The sequence below is a fragment of the Nitratidesulfovibrio sp. genome, assembly GCF_040373385.1.
Classification (GTDB): Bacteria; Desulfobacterota; Desulfovibrionia; order Desulfovibrionales; family Desulfovibrionaceae; genus Cupidesulfovibrio.
In genome coordinates this window covers 423,953-442,077 of record NZ_JBDXXH010000002.1, presented here as the reverse complement: position 1 = coordinate 442,077, position 18,125 = coordinate 423,953, and the positions used below count along the sequence as shown (strand labels likewise).

Here is an 18,125-nt window from a genome sequence, read left to right as displayed (position 1 = left end):
AACGCAGGGGCCAGCCACACGGCCTCGCCCAATGCGCAGCGCCCCGGTGGCCGAAGCCGCCGGGGCGCGTGCGAGAACGGGGAAAATGCCTAGATGTGGCCCAGGATGCTCATGTCGTCGTTGGACAGCAGCTTGTCGAGGTCCAGCAGGATCAACAGGCGATCCTGCAACTTGCCCACGCCGCTGATGTACTCCGACTCCAGCCCTGCAACCACCGGTGGCGGCGGCTCGACCGTGCTCGCGGGAATGCGCAGCACCTCCGAAACGGAATCCACCACGAACCCGACAATCATGTTGTTGATCTCGATGACGATGATGCGGGTATGCTTGTCGTGGCTCTTGGAGTCGAGACCGAATCTGCGACGCAGGTCGATGATGGGAATGACCTTGCCGCGCAGGTTGATGACGCCCTCGACGAACTCCGGCGCGCGGGGAACCTTGGTGATCTCCATGGTGCGGATGATTTCCTGCACCTTCAGGATGTCCACCCCGAATTCCTCGTCGCCGATGCTGAACGTGACGAGTTGCAGCAGTTCATCATCCTGCTTCTTCTGCGTTGCATCCATGACCAGCTCCTTGGTGCGGGTAGCGACAGTTGCGGCAGTCCGGGCGACGAACGCCGCGACCGCACGCACAATCCTATGCGGAATCATCTTTCAAGGCAAGTGACGCACTCGCGTCATCTTCCTTTCAATGGGCCGCATTCCCGCCACGGGGCTTGATAATCATGCCGCCGTGGCGTAAAAGGTGGCTGCACAGCCCAACCAGTCCGTTTGCCCCGTAACGCCACACGCACACCGCGTGCTGGTCGTGTGCCATGCACGCGCGGGCAGCAGGGACCCGACGAGCGTGGTCCGCCTCAGGGCGGCCCCGCCCGGCATGGGGTATGGTTTGCGGAAACGGGGGCACAACCGGACCGTACGGGCAGGTGCACGACCGATCAGAGACGTCCGAGAGAGGCAGGCGGCCGGCCCGGCGACCGCCCCGGCACCACAACGTCCACCGATGCGGAGGAATGCTGCCGATGGCGCATATGTTCCCCTTCCCCGACGACCTGCCCCTCGCCCTGCAAATCAAGGCTCTCGGTGACGAGGAGTTGCTCGACTTCTGGGAGGAGACCCAGTTCCTCGAAAAGTTTCTGGAAGAAGACTTCAACGTGCAGCCGCAACACTCCGTGGAGTACGAACGGCTGATCCTGCAGGAGCTGCAACTGCGATCCTGTAGACGCAGCCTCGATCGGCGCCCCTGAAAAGGCCCGACCAGAGGAAGGTCCGACCCAGAGGAAGGCACGACCCGAGGCATCCCGCCGCCGGACCAGCATCCGTGGCGGCCACGCGGAAAGGGCCGCATCCCGAACATGGGGTGCGGCCCTTTCCGCATGCTGCGGCCTGCATGGCCGAACAACGAGGCCCGGCAGCAGAACAACACAACGGACCGGACCGCGCCGTTGCGCCCGCGTCTCTGCCTGTCGGCCCGGCAGCAGCACCCTCCCTGCATACGCCGACTCTCGCAACGCAAAGGCCCCCGCCGGAAACTCCGGCGGGGGCCTGACGTTTTCACTGCCGCCCGGTTACAGGCTGGCGGCGCGGCCCACGCAGAAGTAGGCAAAGCCCTGCTCGCCCATGAACGACGGCGAATACAGGTTGCGCCCGTCGAACAGCACAGGCGCGGTCAGCAGTTCCTTCACCCGCTCGAAGTCGGGGTTGCGGAACTGGTTCCATTCGGTGACCACCAGCAGCGCCTGGGCGCCCCGGCAGGCCTCGTACTGGTTGTGCACGATCTCCACCAGCGGGTTGTCGCCGATGAGCTTCGCGGCGTTCTCGGATGCCACGGGGTCAAAGGCCCGCACCCGCATGCCGTGGGCGGTGAGATCCTTGATGATCGACAGGGCCGCCGCCTCGCGCATGTCGTCGGTGTTGGCCTTGAAGGCCAGGCCCCACAGGGCCAGCGTCTTGCCCGCAACCCCGCCCTGCGGCGCAAAGTAGTCGCGCACGCGCCGGGCCATGGACACCTTCTGGCGGGCGTTGACGTCTTCCACCGCGTCCAGCAGTTGGGGCACAGCCCCGGATTCGCGGGCGGTGTGGATCAGCGCCTTGACATCCTTGGGAAAACACGAGCCGCCATACCCCACGCCGGGGTAGATGAAATGGTAGCCGATGCGCTGGTCCGAACCGATGCCGATGCGCACTTCGCGCACGTCGGCCCCTACCTTTTCGCAAATCCCGGCGATTTCGTTGATGAACGAAATCTTGGTGGCCAGCATGCAGTTGGCGGCATACTTGGTCATTTCCGCGCTGCGGGTGCCCATGACGATGAGCTTGTCGCGGCTGCGCGCGAAAGGCGCGTACAACTGGCGCAGATATTCGGCGGAGCGCTCGTCTTCCGTGCCCACCACCACGCGGTCAGGCTTCATGAAGTCGCTCACCGCGTCGCCTTCCTTGAGAAATTCGGGGTTGGACACCACGTCGAAGGCGATATCCACGCCGCGCGCGGCCAGTTCCTCGCGGATCAGCCCGCGCACCCGGTCGGCGGTGCCCACGGGCACGGTGGACTTGTCCACCACGATGAGCGGGCGGTGCATCAGGCGGCCTATCTCGCGGGCCACCTGGTCCACGTAGGACAGGTCGCACGATCCGTCCTCGCGCGAGGGGGTGCCCACGGTGATGAACACGAACTGGGCGCGCTCCAGGCCCTGTTCCAGGCTGGTGGTGAAGACCAGGCGTCCTTCCGCGTGATTGCGGCGCACCAGTTCCTCAAGGCCGGGTTCGTAGATGTGCACCTTTCCGGCGGTGAGGGTTTTCACCACCTCGGGGTTCACGTCCACGCAGCAGATGTTGTTGCCCATCTCGGCGAAGCAGGCGGCACTGACCAGGCCAACGTAGCCGGTGCCGACGATGCAGACGTTCATGCGATCCTCGTTGGGTTTCGTGCGGGATAAGCGGATGCAAGGATAGCGGCGGCGGTCGCCGCCGATGATTGAGTGGTCACCTGATATACGCACCCTGCCCTACATCGCGGGCCCGCCGTTCGTCAACGGATGGGCCATGGAGCAGCCTGGGATCGGAAAAGTCCCGGCTGGTCGCGCACCCTCCGCGCCGCGCTTGACTTCACGCCCGCAGGGGTGTGAAAATCCCGCACATTCGGTATGTTCACCCAAGGAGTCACCATGCCCGTTCTCGTCGTCAACGTGGACCACGTCGCCACCCTGCGCCAGCAGCGCCTCGGCAAGGAGCCGGACCCGATCACCGCCGCCCATCTGGCGGAGATGGCGGGGGCGCGCGGCATCATCGTGCACCTGCGCGAAGACCGCCGTCACATTCAGGACCATGACGTGGAGTTGATGGCCCGCACCCTGAAGACCCGCCTGCACCTGGAAATGGCCGCCACCGAGGAAATGAGCGCCATCGCCCTCTCCCGCCAGCCGCACATGGTCTGTCTGGTGCCCGAAAAGCGCGAGGAACTGACCACCGAGGGCGGCCTTGCCGTTGCCGGGCGCGAGGCGTTTCTGAAAGAGTACCTCGCCCCCATCCACGCCCAGGGCATCCTGTCCAGCCTGTTCATAGAAGCGGACGAGGCGCAGGTACGCGCCGCCGCCGCCATCGGCTGCCCGTACATCGAACTGCACACCGGCCACTTCGCCGATGCCCCCACCCGCGCCGCCCAACGGGCCGAACGCGACAAGATCGTGCGGGCCATCGGCCTTGCACGGTCGCTGGGACTTGGCGTGAACCTCGGGCACGGGCTGAACTACGACAATATCTACGACTTCGCGGACGTGCCGGGCATCAGTGAATTCTCCATCGGCCACTCCATCGTTGCCCGCGCGGTATTCACCGGGTTCGAGCGCGCCGTGGCCGACATGGCGGCCATCATCGCCCGCTTTCCGGCGTAGATGTTGTTTCCGAGACAGGGGTCTCCGTCCCGACGAACCCAAATCCTGCATCTAAACAGCGCCTGGTATGCACACCGCCCCAACTGGAGCAAAGCCTGCCCCCGACGAACAACCATATAGTATGATGCACCAGCTCGCACACACCGGAGACAACGCATGATCGTGGGCCTCGGCATCGACATCGCGGAGCTTTCGCGCATCGCCAGGGCCTGGGAACGCCACGGGCAGCGTTTTGCCGCGCGCGTGCTGCACCCTGCGGAACTGGCCTGCCTGCCCGCCGCGCCCGTGGCCTTTCTGGCCGCGCGCTTCGCCGCCAAGGAGGCCGCCGTGAAAGCTCTGGGCACCGGCTTTTCGCAGGGCATCGGCCCGCGCGACATAGAGGTGCGCCCCCTGCCCACGGGTCAGCCCCAACTGGTGCTGCACGGCAAGGCCGCCGACCGTTTCGCCGCGCTGGGCGCCATCGCCGCCCATGTCTCGCTGACCCATGGCCGAGACACCGCCGCCGCCGTGGTGGTGCTGGAGCGCTGAACGCACGGGCCAGACGCGACAGTGAAGGTGCTTCCGGGGGAAGACTCCCGTCCCCCCAAATGCCCCCGAGGGGCTGACGGCAGCCATGCCATGCCGCACAGGAGCTTTCCATGACCCCGACCGACACCGCCGACCGCTGGCGCCTGCCTTACATGGACCTGCCCGCCCCGGAGGAAATGGCTGGATGGGACCGCGCCGCCAGCGCCGATTTCGGCCTGCGCGAAGACATCCTGATGGAAAACGCCAGCCGCGAGGCACTGCACGTGCTGCGCGCGGAACTGGCCGCGTCCGCCATGAACGCCGGTACGCCTGGGACGCCAGCCCCCCCGTCCGGCTCCTGTTCGTCCGGCTCATGCTCGTCCGGATCCTGTTCGTCCGGCTCATGCTCGTCCGGCTCCTGCTCGTCCGGCTCATGCCCGTTCACTGGACTGCGGGTGCTGCTGTTCATGGGTGGCGGCAACAACGGTGGCGACGCGGCCGCCCTGGCCCGCCACCTGCACGACGCCGGGGCAGAGGTGCTGGTGCTGCACACCCGCCCCCTGGGCGGCTATCGCGGCGCGGCGGGCTACCACGTCCGCCTTGCCAAACGCTGCGGCGTGCCCTTCCGCCCCGCCGGGGCGTGGCCGCGCGGCCTGCCCGACCCGCGCTGGCTGGCACCCCATGTGGTGGTGGACGGCCTTCTCGGCACCGGTTTCACCGGGACCCTCCGGGAACGGGAAGCGGCACTGGTGGCCGCCATCAACGAACTTTCCGACCGGGCCTTCGTGCTGGCGCTGGACATTCCCTCCGGACTCGGCGGGCTGACGGGCCGCCCCCGCCCCGACGCCGTGCGTGCTCACGCCACCGTCACCTTCGAGGCGGCAAAGCCCGGCCTGGTCCTGCCGGAGGCCGCCCCCTACACGGGCCGCCTGCACGTGCGGCCCATCGGCATTCCGAAGGCCGTGCGCGCGCTGCACCCGGCCTCGTACCGCATGCTGGACGACACCTGCCTTGCCGCCCTGCCCGCGCCCACGCCCTGCATGCACAAGGGCACCGCCGGGCACGTGCTGGTGGTGGGCGGATCGGAAGGGCTCACCGGCGCGCCGCTGCTGGCGGGGCTGGGCGCGTTGCGCGGCGGTGCGGGCCTGGTCACCGTGGCCTGCCCCGGCGGCCTGGCCGCCGAAGTCAAGGCCGCCACCCCCGACGTGATGACCCTGCCCCTTGGCGAACGCCGCGCCTGGGACCCCGCCGCCCTGCCCGGCCTGCTGGCACTTGCGGCACGCTGCAACGCACTGGTGATCGGCCCCGGCATGGGCCGCTCGCCGGAAGCTGCGGAAGTGCTCTCCGCCCTGCTGGCACTGCCCGGCAGGCCCCCTGCGGTCATCGACGCCGACGGCCTGTTCCCGCTGGCGGAAGGCCTTGTTTCTCTTGATTTGGTGCGTGAAACGGATATTGTTACCCCCCACCCCGGCGAAATGGCCCGCCTTGCGGGCCTGACCACGGCGGACGTGCAACGCGGCAGGGCGGTCACGGCCCGGGCCTTCGCGGCGCGCTGCGCGGGGGTGCTCGTGCTCAAGGGCGCGGGCAGCCTCGTCACCCGGCGCGACCGGCCCATCACCATCATTCCCCTTGCCGCACCCACGCTTGCCGTCGCCGGTTCGGGCGACGTGCTTTCCGGCCTTGCCGGTGCCCTGCTGGCGCAGGGCGCACCGCCAGAGGTGGCCGCCTGCCTTGCCGCGTACCTGCACGCCAAGGCGGGTCAACTGCTGCTGCACGACTACCCCGCGCGGGGCAACACCCCGAGCGAAATCGCCGACGCCATCCCCCGCGCGCGAAAGGAGCCCTTCCCATGCTGCTAGCCAAGAACATCATGACCGCCGCCCCCGTCACCGTCACCCCGGATACCGGCATCGCCGAAGCGGCCCGCATCATGATTCAGCGCAAGTTCAACGGCCTGCCCGTGGTGAACGAAAAGGGAGCCCTTGTCGGCGTCATCTGCCAGAGCGACCTTATCGCCCAGCACAAGAAGCTGAACCTGCCGACGCTGTTCACCGTGCTTGACGGCTTCATCCCCCTGCGCTCCATGAGCGACCTGGACGAGGAGATGCGCAAGATCTCCGCCACCAACGTGGGGCAGGCCATGACGCCGGACCCGATCACGGTGACCCCGGAAACGCCCATCGACGAAGTGGCCAGCCTGATGGTGGACTCCAAGTACCACACCCTGCCCGTGGTGGACGCGAGCGGGCTGGTGGGCGTCATCGGCAAGGAGGACGTGCTGCGCACCCTTGCTGGGGCGTAGCCGTCGGGCGCATGGCCCCAGCGAATTCCGTCCGGCCCATTGGGGATGCCGCAGGCCTGACCCTGCGGCTGCCCGGCCCCGGCGACACGTTGCGCCTGGGCCGCGTCTTGGCGTTGGCCCTTGCGGACCAGCCCCTCGCGCGCACCCTGCTGCTGTCCGGCGGACTTGGCGCGGGCAAGACCACCCTGGTGCGCGGCCTGGTAGAGGCGCTGCCCGGCGGCGGCAACGCAGAGGTCAGCAGCCCCAGCTTCAATATTTGCAACATGTACCCCACCCGGCCGGAAACGGCCCATTACGACCTCTACCGGCTGGAGCAGGCGCCCGGCGCCGCCCAGGCGGTGGCGGACGACGCCCTGCTGGACCTTCTGGAAACGGAAGGCCCCCGGCGGGCGCTGGTCATCGTCGAATGGGCCGAACGCCTTCCGGCCAACGTGCTGCCCCCTGACAGGCTGGAGCTCACCTGGCTTCCGGTCGCGCACGGCAGGCTCATCACGGCCATTGCCTGGGGAGAGGTGGCACGCCGCGTACTGGATGCGACGGCGCACGAGGTCGCGGACCTCGTCGTGCCGGTAACGGCACCGGATACGGTGCCCGATGCGGCGGACACGGCCACACAGGCCCCCGCCGCCCCGAACGACCGAGAGAACACGTAGCGACGCTGCCGGGCTCCGGCCCGGTGCATGCCCCCCAGCTTTGGGCACAACGCAGGGCACAACGCTCGACACAACGCACGACAAGGAAGCGGTATGCGTATTCTGGTGCAGAAGTTCGGCGGCACGTCCGTCGCCAACCTCGAGTGCATGAAGCAGGTGCGCGAGAAGGTACGGCGGGCGCTGCGCGACGGCTACAAGCCGGTGGTGGTGCTTTCCGCCCGCTCGGGCGAGACCAACCGCCTGCTGGCCCTGGCCGATGAATGGTCCGTGGACCCCGACCCGGCAGAGGTGGACGCCCTCATCGCCACCGGCGAGCAGGTTTCGGTGGCGCTCTTCTCCATGCTGCTCAAGGATTCCGGCATCAAGGCCCGCTCCATGGCCGGGTTTCAGGTGCCCATCACCACCAGCGACGCCTTCGGGCGGGCGCGCATCATGGACATCGACGCCTCGCGCCTGCGCAAGGAACTGGAAACCCACGACGTCATCGTGGTTGCCGGGTTCCAGGGCGTGACGCCCGAAGGACGCATCACCACGCTTGGGCGCGGCGGATCCGATACCAGCGCCGTGGCGCTGGCCGCCGCCCTGGGCTCTGTGGAATGCGAAATCTACACCGACGTGGACGGCGTCTACACCACCGATCCCAACCTGTGCTCCACCGCCCGCAAGCTGGACCGCGTCTCGTACGACGAGATGCTGGAAATGGCCAGCATGGGCGCGAAAGTGCTGCAAATCCGGTCCGTGGAGTTCGCCAAGAAGTACAAGGTGCCCGTCCACGTGCGTTCTACATTCACCGACACCCCGGGGACCATGGTCACCCAGGAGGATTGCGAGATGGAAGCCGTTCTCGTTTCCGGCATAGCCTACGACAAGGATCAGGCGCGGGTTACCCTGCGCAGCGTGCCCGACAGGCCGGGCGTTTCCGCCGCCATCTTCGGCCCGCTGTCCCAGCAGGGCATTCTGGTGGACATGATCGTCCAGAACCCCAGCCGCGACGGCGTCACCGACATGACCTTCACCGTGCCCCGCAGGGACCTCAAGAAGACCCTGGCGCTGATGGAGGAAATCCGGGCCAGGACCGGCGCGCAGGAAGTGCTGCACGACACCCAGGTGGCCAAGGTTTCGGCCATCGGCGTGGGCATGCGCAACCACTCGGGCGTGGCGGCCAAGGCGTTCGCGGCGCTGCACGCCGAGAACATCAACATCCTGATGATCAGCACCTCCGAGATCAAGATTACCTGCCTCATCGAGGAAAAGTACACCGAACTCGCCGTGCGCACCCTGCACGACGCCTTCGGCCTGAATCACGACCTCGGCAACGCGTAGGCGGCGGTCATGACCCGGCGCATACAACTGTACGACACCACCCTGCGCGATGGTTCGCAATCCGAGGACATCAACCTTACTGCGGCCGACAAGCTGAAGATCGCCCTCAAGCTGGACGAACTCGGCATCGACCGCATCGAGGGCGGGTGGCCGGGGTCGAACCCGGTGGACGTGGCGTTTTTCAAGGAAATCGCAAATTACCACCTGAAGCATGCGATGATCAGCGCCTTCGGCAGCACGCATCATCCCAACTTCACGGCGGACAGCGACCCCAACCTGCGCGCCATCGCCGAATCCGGGGCGCGGGTTGCCTCCATCTTCGGCAAGTCCTGCGAGGTGCACGCGGCAGAGGCCCTGCGCCTTGATGCCGCGCGCAACCTGGAGATCATCGGCGACTCGGTGGCCTTTCTGAAGGGAAAGCTGGCCGAGGTGTACTTTGACGCGGAGCACTTCTTCGACGGGTACAAGCACAACGCCGCCTATGCGCAGAGCGCATTGCGCCGCGCCCACGAGGCAGGCGCCGACGTGCTGGTGCTGTGCGACACCAACGGCGGCACCCTGCCGCACGAGGTGGCGCGCATCGTGGCCGATGTGCGCGAGGCCCTGCCCGGCGCGGTCGTGGGCATCCACGCCCACAACGACTGCGAACTGGCGGTGGCCAACTCCATCGCGGCGGTGCAGGCCGGTGCCGCGCAGATCCAGGGCACCATCAACGGGGTGGGCGAACGCTGCGGCAACGCCAACCTGTGCTCCATCATCCCCACGCTGGAACTGAAGTTCGGCGGGGAATACACCTGCCTGCCCCAGGGGCGGTTGCAGCAGTTGACGGCGGTGGCCGCCTACGTCGCGGAAGTGGCCAACATCCCGCCGTTCAGCCGCCAGCCGTACGTGGGCCGGTCGGCCTTCGCGCACAAGGGCGGAGTGCACGTCAGCGCGGTGAACCGCAAGTCGTCGCTGTACGAACACATCAGCCCCGACGTGGTGGGCAACCGCCAGCGCATCCTGATCACCGAACTGGCCGGGCGCAGCAACATCGTCTCGCTGGCGCGGCGCTTCGGCTTTCACCTGGACAAGGACGAGCCGGTGGTCAAGGGCCTGCTGACCGAACTGAAGAAGAAGGCCAGCCTGGGCTACGACTACGCCGCCGCCGAGGCATCGGTGGAACTGCTGATCCTGCGCAAGCTGGCCCGGCGCGGCGTGCGCGAGTTCTTCCGGCTGTTGCAGTTCCGGGTACTGGAAACCAAGCACGACAGTGAAGGCGACCCGGCTTCCGAAGTCTCGGTGATGGTGGACGTGGAAGGGGTGACCGAACACACCGCCGCCACCGGGCGCGGCCCGGTGAACGCGCTGGACAACGCCCTGCGCAAGGCCCTGCTGGGCTTCTACCCGCGCCTCAGCGAAATGCGCCTGCTGGACTTCAAGGTGCGCGTGCTGACCGGCGCGGAAACCGGTGGGGGCACGGCATCCACCGTGCGGGTGCTCATCGAGTCGGGCGATTCCGACAGCCGCTGGGTGACCGTGGGCGTGTCGTTCAACATCATAGAGGCAAGCTGGCAGGCCCTGGCCGATTCCGTCACCTACAAGTTGTACAAGGACGAGCACGCCCGCAGGGCGGGCTCGGACGGAGAGTAGAGTCGAGCATGCCCGCAGGGCGGGCTCGGACGGAGAGTAAAGTCGAGCACGTCCGCAGGGCGGGCTCGGACGGTGAATAGAGTCGATTACGCCAACAGGGCGGGACGGCACAGCGTGCATGCCCGGCATTCGCACCAGTACTCACGCCCAGCCATCGCACCTCGCCAGCATCAACACCAGCAACGCCCCGGCCATACGACCGGGGCGTTTTCTTGTGCCTGCTGTGTTCCGCATCAATGCTTGCCCAGACATTTCCCCCTGTTCCGGCACAGCCAGCCCCCCCTACCACCACGGGGCATTCAGGAAAATCCTCAATGGACACGGGCAGAAATGCTTCGCTCCGCTCCGGGCCTGGCGTAACACGCCCCCCCTTCGTGATAACACTTTTCGTAGCTTTGTTCACACCATCAATCCCGTTTGACCACTCAACCGTCGCAACATGCCCCCTCAAATCACTTTTTTCTATCAAAACCCACCCCTGCCATCGACATCGCATTGACCCAGAAGAGGGGGGAGGGCTATTCGTCATTGAAAGTATACGGGGCTATCGCGGGAAAATAGCCATTATGGTCTATGCTAACGCCGCAACCAAGGAGGCAGGGATGAGTCTCAACAGGCGTGATTTCGTCAAATTGTGCACAGGTACGGTTGCAGGGTTCGGAATATCCCAGATGTTCCACCCCGCCGTCTGTGAAGCCATTTCCGGTTCGCTGAACGGCGAACGGCCTCCGGTGCTCTGGCTGCAGGGCCAGGGCTGCACCGGTTGCTCGGTGTCGCTGCTGAACTCGGTGCACCCGACCATCGCCGACGTGCTGCTGAAGGTCATCAGTCTGGAGTTCCACCCCACCGTCATGGCGTGGGAAGGCGAACCCGCCATGGAACACATGATGAAGATCGCGGAGCAGTACAAGGGCAAGTACTTCGTGGTGGTCGAAGGGGCGGTGCCCACCGAGGCCGACGGCAAGTACTGCATCATCGGCGAAGCGCACCACAAGGAAATCTCCATGGCTGATGCCATGAAGAGCGTTGCCGCCAACGCCGCGGCCGTGCTGGCCGTGGGTACCTGCGCGGCCTATGGCGGCATTCCCGCCGCCCAGGGCAGCGAAACCGGCGCCAAGTCGGTGTCCGCGTTCTTCAAGGAAAACGGCATCGCCACCCCGGTGGTAAACATTCCCGGCTGCCCGCCCCACCCCGACTGGATCGTGGGCACCGTGGTGGTGGCGCTGAACGCCATCAAGGCCAAGGGCCTTGCCGCGGGCCTTGCCGACGTGGTCAAGCTGCTTGACGCCGACGGCCGCCCCACCCCCTTCTATGGCCGCAACGTCCATGAAAACTGTCCCTACCTTGAAGCGTACGACGCCGGGAAGATGTGCGAAACCTTCACCAAGAAGGACGGCTGCCGCTACGACCTCGGCTGCAAGGGCCCCATGTCCATGTGCGACAGCTTCGAGCGCAAGTGGAACGGCGGCGTGAACTGGTGCGTATCCAACGCGGTGTGCATCGGTTGCGTCGAACCCGACTTCCCTGACGGCAAGTCTCCCTTCTACTCGGCCTAGCCCCGGCGCCATACTCCAAGGAGGAAACCATGTCCGGCTGTACACCCAAGGCCGCTCCTGCCGGGGCCACCGGCAAGGCGACCATCGCCATCGACCCGGTAAGCAGAATCGAAGGCCACCTGAAAGCCGAAGTCACCGTTGAAAACGGCGTGGTGGTTGACGCCCGCCTGTCCGGCGGCATGTATCGCGGCTTCGAAACCATCCTGCGCGGGCGCGACCCGCGTGACGCCTCGCAGATCGTGCAGCGCATCTGCGGCGTGTGCCCCACGGCCCACTCCACCGCCTCATGCATGGCGCTGGACAACGCCTTCAAGGTCAAGGTGCCCACCAACGGCCGCCTTACCCGCAACCTGACCTTCGGCGCCAACTACCTGCAATCGCACATCCTGCACTTCTACCACCTGGCCGCCCTGGACTTCGTGCAGGGGCCGGACAGCGCGCCCTTCGTGCCGCGCTTTGCCAAGCCCGATCTGCGCCTGCCCAAGGACATCAACGCCGCTGCGGTGGACCAGTACCTGGAAGCGCTTGAAGTGCGCCGCATCTGCCACGAAATGGTCGCCATGTTCGGCGGGCGCATGCCCCACGTGCAGGGCCAGGTCGTGGGCGGCACCACCCAGATCCCCACCAAGGAAGCCCTTGTCGAATACGCCGCCCGCTTCACGAAGGTGCGCGAATTCGTCGAAAAGAAGTACGTGCCCGTGGCCTACACCGTGGGCGCGGCCTACAAGGATCTGTTCTCGTTCGGCCAGGGCTACAAGAACTGCATCTCGTTCGGCGCCTTCCCCATGAACGATGCCATGACCGAGCTGCACCTGAAGCGCGGCGTGTACATCGACGGCAAGGACCAGCCCTTCGATCCCAAGCTGATCAAGGAATACGTCAAGTACTCCTGGTTCGACGACGCCACCACCGGCCTGCACTTCTCGGAAGGCAAGACGGTGCCCGCGCCCCACAAGGCCGGTGCGTACAGCTTCGTCAAGGCTCCCCGCTACAACGGCAAGGCCGTCGAGTCCGGCCCGGTGGCCCGCATGTGGGTCACCAACCCCGAACTGTCGCCCGTGGGCCAGAAGCTGCTGAAGGACCTGTTCAAGCTGAACGCCAAGCGCTTCCGCGACCTTGGTGACGACAAGGCCTTCTCGGTCATGGGCCGCCATGTGGCCCGCGCCGAGGAAACCTACTACATGCTCTCCGCCATCGAACGCTGGCTGAAGGAAGTGAAGGCCGGCGAAGAAACCTTCGCCTCCGCCGAAATTCCCGCCAAGTCCGAGGGCGTGGGCTTCACCGAAGCGCCGCGCGGTTCCTTGGTCCACTACATCAACATCAAGGACCAGAAGATCGACAACTACCAGATCGTGTCCGCCACGCTCTGGAACTGCAACCCGCGCGACGACAGCGGCCAGCTTGGCCCGGTGGAACGCGCACTGATCGGCACCCCCGTGCCGGACATCAGCAACCCGGTGAACGTGGCGCGGGTAATCCGCGCCTTCGACCCGTGACTGGGCTGCGCCGTGCACGTGCTGCACGCTGAATCCGGCAAGGTCTCCGTCGTCGAAGTGAAGTAGACGCCGCATACCGAACCTATGGAGGGGGCCAGACCGGCGGGGCCGGCCTGGTCCCCTCTTGCATTCCCATCCTGCGCGATGCGCAACCGGGGGCGCTTGCGCGCTGCCCACCGCCCGCCATAGGGTGAGCCGCGAAGGAATGACGCATCCCCAACGGGTGCCCCCCTGACGCGCGCCGTGATACCGTGACGCCGCACCACGATCACGACGCCTTCTCCGCCCACGTACCGGAACACCATGGAGCCCACATGCAGAAGCTGCTCGTACTCGGCATCGGCAACACCCTGCTCACCGACGATGGCGTCGGCGTCTTTGCCGTGGAAGAACTGATGAAGGAAACCTGGCCGCAGAACGTCACCCTGATGGACGGTGGCACCTTCACCCAGGACATCTTCTACCTGTTCGAAGGGTACGACCGGTTGCTGGTGCTGGACATCGTGCACGCCAAGGGCGCCCCCGGCACCATCTACCGCCTGTCGGAAGACGATCTGGTCCAGAACGAGAAGCAGCGGCTGTCCATCCACGACGTGGACCTCATCGATTCGCTGAAGATGGCCGAACTGCGTGGCCCGCGCCCCTACATGCAGGTCATCGGCATGGAACCGCACGATTTCCTGAACTGGAACATCGGACTTTCCGAGCCGGTGCAGGCAGCCTTTCCGCGCTTTGTCGAGGTGGCGCGTGAAGAAATCCGCACCATCATCGCGGAAATGGAGCAGGCAGGCTGAAACGGCACGAATAAGCCCGCGCGCAGATCCTATCAATCTGGACGGTAACCGGGAAAGACCGGCAGAGCCTGTCTGTGCGGGGCTTGGAGGTGGGTGACCGAGCCATGACCGGGTTATACCGGACCAGGTGGGCGGTCGCCCCTGCGCGGCAACAACACGGTTGCTGGCGCACGTGCATACGTTTTCAGATTACAGCAAAAGGCGTGCTACGTTTTAATTAAACGTAGCACGCCTTTTGCTTTTCAAGCAAGAAAGCACCCTTTCCTGCTTTGCATGAAATTGAATGCACAAACAATACATCGAAACAGCAATCCTCTCCCCCACTGCATCTTCACACCACACATCCAGCCGCGCCGCGCCAGCCATTACACGTATCCATTCCATCCTGCGATGCAGAAATGTGCGCCCCATTTGCATTTTCAATTGGAATAACGTTTCAATGTGTTGTACCTTCCCGGCAAACGTGCGGACAGGTCGCCGCGGGAAACGGGTGCACGCAGAAGCGCACGCATCCGGGGGGCCTTTCGCACCAGTACGACCCTTACCCCGCCGCGCCGCTGGCGGCGGGCAGGCACGGTGACATGCCGTGCCGAAGGAGGCAGGGATGAAAATCTCGATCGGTCTCGGCAAGGAGGGCGTGGAGGAAAGGCTTGCGGAACGCGGCGTGTCTCGACGCGACTTCCTCAAGTTCTGTACGGCCATCGCCGTGACCATGGGCATGGGCCCCGCGTTCGCGCCGGAAGTTGCCCGCGCGCTCATGGGCCCCCGGCGTCCGTCCGTGGTCTACCTGCACAACGCTGAATGCACCGGCTGTTCCGAATCGGTGCTGCGCGCGTTCGAACCCTACATCGACACCCTGATTCTGGACACGCTCTCCCTCGACTACCATGAGACCCTCATGGCCGCCGCGGGCGAAGCGGCAGAAGCCGCCCTGGAACAGGCCGTCAACAGCCCGCACGGCTTCATCGCCGTTGTGGAAGGCGGCATTCCCACGGCTGCCAACGGCATCTACGGCAAGGTGGCCAACCACACCATGCTGGACATCTGCAGCCGCATCCTGCCCAAGGCCCAGGCCGTCATCGCGTACGGCACCTGCGCCACCTTCGGCGGCGTGCAGGCGGCCAAGCCCAACCCCACCGGGGCCAAGGGCGTCAACGACGCGCTGAAGCACCTTGGCGTCAACGCCATCAACATCTCCGGCTGCCCGCCGAACCCGTACAACCTGGTCGGCACCATCGTGTACTACCTGAAGAACAAGGCCGTGCCCGAACTGGACAGCCTGAACCGGCCCACCATGTTCTTCGGCCAGACCGTGCACGAACAGTGCCCCCGCCTGCCGCACTTCGACGCGGGTGAATTCGCCCCGTCGTTCGAATCGGAAGAAGCCCGCAAGGGCTGGTGCCTCTACGAGCTGGGCTGCAAGGGCCCGGTGACCATGAACAACTGCCCGAAGATCAAGTTCAACCAGACCAACTGGCCCGTGGACGCGGGGCACCCCTGCATAGGGTGCAGCGAACCCGATTTCTGGGACGCCATGACCCCGTTCTATCAGAACTGATCACGCGCACGCGCAAGGTCACCCAACACCCCATAGGCAACAGCCAAGGAGGAAACCATGAGCGGCTGCAGAGCCCAGAATGCTCCGGGCGGCATCCCCGTCACGCCCAAGAGCTCCTATAGCGGTCCCATCGTCGTCGACCCCGTTACCCGCATCGAAGGCCACCTGCGCATCGAGGTGGAAGTGGAGAACGGCAAGGTCAAGAACGCCTACAGCAGTTCCACGCTGTTCCGGGGCCTTGAAATCATCCTGAAGGGTCGCGACCCCCGCGACGCCCAGCACTTCACCCAGCGTACCTGCGGCGTGTGCACCTATACCCACGCGCTGGCCTCCACCCGTTGCGTGGACAACGCCGTGGGCGTGCACATCCCCAAGAACGCCACCTACATCCGCAACCTGGTGCTGGGCGCGCAGTACCTGCACGACCACATCGTGCACTTCTACCACCTGCACGCCCTGGACTTCGTGGACGTGACCGCCGCGCTGAAGGCCGACCCGGCCAAGGCCGCCAAGGTCGCCTCGTCCATTTCGCCCCGCAAGACCACGGCGGCAGACCTGAAGGCCGTACAGGACAAGCTGAAGACCTTCGTGGAAAGCGGGCAGCTCGGCCCGTTCACCAATGCCTACTTCCTGGGCGGCCACCCCGCCTACTACCTGGACCCGGAAACCAACCTCATCGCCACCGCCCACTACCTGGAAGCCCTGCGCCTTCAGGTAAAGGCCGCGCGCGCCATGGCCGTTTTCGGCGCCAAGAACCCGCACACCCAGTTCACCGTGGTGGGCGGCGTGACCTGCTACGACGCCCTGACGCCCAAGCGCATCGCCGAATTCGAGGCGCTGTGGAAGGAAACCAAGGCATTCGTGGATGAAGTGTACATCCCCGACCTGCTCGTGGTTGCCGCAGCCTACAAGGACTGGGCGCAGTACGGCGGCACCACCAACTTCATCACCTTCGGCGAATTCCCGAAGGACGAGTACGACCTGAACAGCCGGTACTTCAAGCCGGGCGTGGTCTTCAAGCGCGACTTCAAGAACGTGAAGCCGTTCGACAAGATGCAGATCGAAGAGCACGTGCGCCACAGCTGGTACGAAGGCGCCGAAGCCCGCCACCCCTGGAAGGGCCAGACCCAGCCCAAGTACACCGACCTGCACGGCGACGACCGCTACTCGTGGATGAAGGCCCCCCGCTACATGAGCGAACCCATGGAAACCGGGCCGCTGGCCCAGGTACTGGTGGCCTACTCGCAGGGGCATCCCAAGGTGAAGGCCGTGACCGACGCCGTGCTCGCCAAGCTGGGCGTGGGCCCCGAAGCCCTGTTCTCCACCCTGGGCCGTACGGCGGCGCGCGGCATCGAAACCGCAGTCATCGCCGAATACGTGGGCGTGATGCTGCAAGAGTACAAGGACAACATCGCCAAGGGCGACAACGTCATCTGCGCCCCGTGGGAAATGCCCAAGCAGGCCGAAGGCGTCGGCTTCGTCACCGCTCCGCGCGGTGGCCTGTCGCACTGGATCCGCATCGAGGACGGCAAGATCGGCAACTTCCAGCTGGTCGTGCCCTCCACCTGGACCCTTGGCCCCCGCTGCGCCAAGGGCAAGATGGCCCCGGTGGAAGAATCGCTCATCGGTACCCCGGTGGCCGACGCCAAGCGCCCCGTGGAAATCCTGCGCACGGTGCACTCGTTCGACCCGTGCATCGCCTGCGGCGTGCACGTCATCGACGGGCATACCAACGAAGTGCACAAGTTCCGCATCCTGTAGCCCGTGCCCACGCCCCTGCCGACCTGCCCGGTCCGAAACCGGCATGTCGGGGCAGGTGGCAGGAACATGCACGGCATCCGTGAAAACCAAAAGGCCCGGCCTTGCGCCGGGCCTTTTCCAACCCTATAGTACACCCCACATGAGCAATCGCCCCAACATCCTCGTCCTTGGCGTGGGCAACATCCTGTACACCGACGAAGGCATCGGCGTGCGCGCCGTGGAGGCGCTGCAAACGGCGCATGCCTTCAGCGACAACGTCACCGTCATGGACGGCGGCACGCTGGGCATGCGGCTCATGGACGCCATAATGGCGTGCGACCACCTGATCGTGGTGGATGCCGTGCTTGCGGGGGACGAACCCGGCGCCATCTACCGCCTGACCGGCGAAGACCTGCGCAAGAGCCTCGGCTTCAACGACTCCATGCACCAGACCGACCTCGTGGACACCCTGATCTTCTGCGAACTGGTGGGCAAACGGCCAGAAGCGGTGATCATCGGCATGGAGCCGCACGACTATCAGTCGTTGGGCACCGAACTTTCCCCCGTGGCAGGCCAGCGCCTGCCCCTGCTGTGCGACGCCGTGGTAGCAGAGGTACGCCGCGCGGGCGGCGACTGCACCCCGGTCACGGACTGAGCACCTCGCCTGAGCAA

The 18,125-nt window shown here is 65.7% G+C and carries 16 protein-coding genes; 14 read left to right on the top strand and 2 right to left on the bottom strand.

The genetic code is table 11. The features are described 5' to 3' along the window. Positions 1-89: 89 nt before the first annotated feature. Entirely contained in the window at positions 90-566 is a 477-nt protein-coding gene (locus tag ABWO17_RS05020; RefSeq protein WP_007521528.1) for a chemotaxis protein CheW, read from the bottom strand. Positions 567-1,024: 458 nt separating this feature from the next. Here ABWO17_RS05020 and ABWO17_RS05015 point away from each other — a divergent pair, with 458 nt between their 5' ends. After that, positions 1,025-1,249, top strand: coding sequence for a hypothetical protein (locus tag ABWO17_RS05015; protein WP_012611434.1), 225 nt, complete (start codon positions 1,025-1,027; stop codon positions 1,247-1,249). A 321-nt stretch (positions 1,250-1,570) separates the two neighbouring features. Here the strand turns inward: ABWO17_RS05015 and ABWO17_RS05010 are convergent, their stop codons facing one another. Beyond that, the gene (locus ABWO17_RS05010) at positions 1,571-2,908 is read right to left on the bottom strand and encodes a UDP-glucose dehydrogenase family protein (protein ID WP_353116473.1); all 1,338 of its coding nucleotides are present in this window, start codon (positions 2,906-2,908) and stop codon (positions 1,571-1,573) included. A 258-nt stretch (positions 2,909-3,166) separates the two neighbouring features. On the opposite strand from ABWO17_RS05010, the gene ABWO17_RS05005 reads away from it, so the two are divergent. From ABWO17_RS05005 to ABWO17_RS04945, 13 genes are all read left to right on the top strand, one after another. Beyond that, positions 3,167-3,892 (top strand): pyridoxine 5'-phosphate synthase, encoded by a 726-nt coding sequence (locus ABWO17_RS05005; RefSeq protein ID WP_353116472.1) that lies wholly within the window; start codon positions 3,167-3,169, stop codon positions 3,890-3,892. Between the two features lie 156 nt (positions 3,893-4,048). After that, positions 4,049-4,420, top strand: coding sequence for a holo-[acyl-carrier-protein] synthase (locus tag ABWO17_RS05000; RefSeq protein WP_353116471.1), 372 nt, complete (start codon positions 4,049-4,051; stop codon positions 4,418-4,420). 110 nt (positions 4,421-4,530) lie between these two features. Further along, entirely contained in the window at positions 4,531-6,258 is a 1,728-nt protein-coding gene (locus ABWO17_RS04995; RefSeq protein ID WP_353116470.1) for an NAD(P)H-hydrate dehydratase, read from the top strand. Further along, positions 6,249-6,701 carry a CBS domain-containing protein gene (locus tag ABWO17_RS04990; RefSeq protein ID WP_353116469.1) on the top strand — a complete coding sequence of 151 codons (453 nt, stop codon included), beginning with the start codon at positions 6,249-6,251 and terminating at the stop codon, positions 6,699-6,701. Before ABWO17_RS04995 ends, ABWO17_RS04990 begins: the two co-directional genes overlap by 10 nt. Before the next feature lie 11 nt (positions 6,702-6,712). Beyond that, positions 6,713-7,354: a tRNA (adenosine(37)-N6)-threonylcarbamoyltransferase complex ATPase subunit type 1 TsaE gene (gene tsaE, locus ABWO17_RS04985; protein ID WP_353116468.1), complete on the top strand. Its 642-nt coding sequence runs from the start codon at positions 6,713-6,715 to the stop codon at positions 7,352-7,354. Positions 7,355-7,447: 93 nt separating this feature from the next. Further along, a complete protein-coding gene (locus ABWO17_RS04980; protein WP_353116467.1) occupies positions 7,448-8,677 on the top strand; it encodes an aspartate kinase in 1,230 nt (409 codons plus the stop codon). Between the two features lie 9 nt (positions 8,678-8,686). Next, positions 8,687-10,309 carry a citramalate synthase gene (cimA, locus tag ABWO17_RS04975; protein ID WP_353116466.1) on the top strand — a complete coding sequence of 541 codons (1,623 nt, stop codon included), beginning with the start codon at positions 8,687-8,689 and terminating at the stop codon, positions 10,307-10,309. Between the two features lie 602 nt (positions 10,310-10,911). Next, a complete protein-coding gene (gene hysB, locus ABWO17_RS04970; RefSeq protein ID WP_353116465.1) occupies positions 10,912-11,865 on the top strand; it encodes a NiFeSe hydrogenase small subunit in 954 nt (317 codons plus the stop codon). Between the two features lie 29 nt (positions 11,866-11,894). Continuing rightward, complete coding sequence (gene hysA, locus ABWO17_RS04965; RefSeq protein WP_353116464.1) at positions 11,895-13,427, top strand: NiFeSe hydrogenase large subunit HysA; 1,533 nt, start codon at positions 11,895-11,897, stop codon at positions 13,425-13,427. Positions 13,428-13,675: 248 nt separating this feature from the next. After that, positions 13,676-14,155 carry a NiFeSe hydrogenase maturation protease gene (gene hysD, locus ABWO17_RS04960; protein WP_353116463.1) on the top strand — a complete coding sequence of 160 codons (480 nt, stop codon included), beginning with the start codon at positions 13,676-13,678 and terminating at the stop codon, positions 14,153-14,155. A 604-nt stretch (positions 14,156-14,759) separates the two neighbouring features. Further along, the gene (locus ABWO17_RS04955; protein ID WP_353116462.1) at positions 14,760-15,713 is read left to right on the top strand and encodes a hydrogenase small subunit; all 954 of its coding nucleotides are present in this window, start codon (positions 14,760-14,762) and stop codon (positions 15,711-15,713) included. A gap of 57 nt (positions 15,714-15,770) precedes the next feature. Beyond that, positions 15,771-17,474: a nickel-dependent hydrogenase large subunit gene (locus ABWO17_RS04950; RefSeq protein ID WP_353116461.1), complete on the top strand. Its 1,704-nt coding sequence runs from the start codon at positions 15,771-15,773 to the stop codon at positions 17,472-17,474. 139 nt (positions 17,475-17,613) lie between these two features. Further along, positions 17,614-18,108, top strand: a complete 495-nt coding sequence (locus tag ABWO17_RS04945) for a HyaD/HybD family hydrogenase maturation endopeptidase (protein WP_353116460.1) — start codon at positions 17,614-17,616, stop codon at positions 18,106-18,108. Positions 18,109-18,125: the final 17 nt, after the last annotated feature.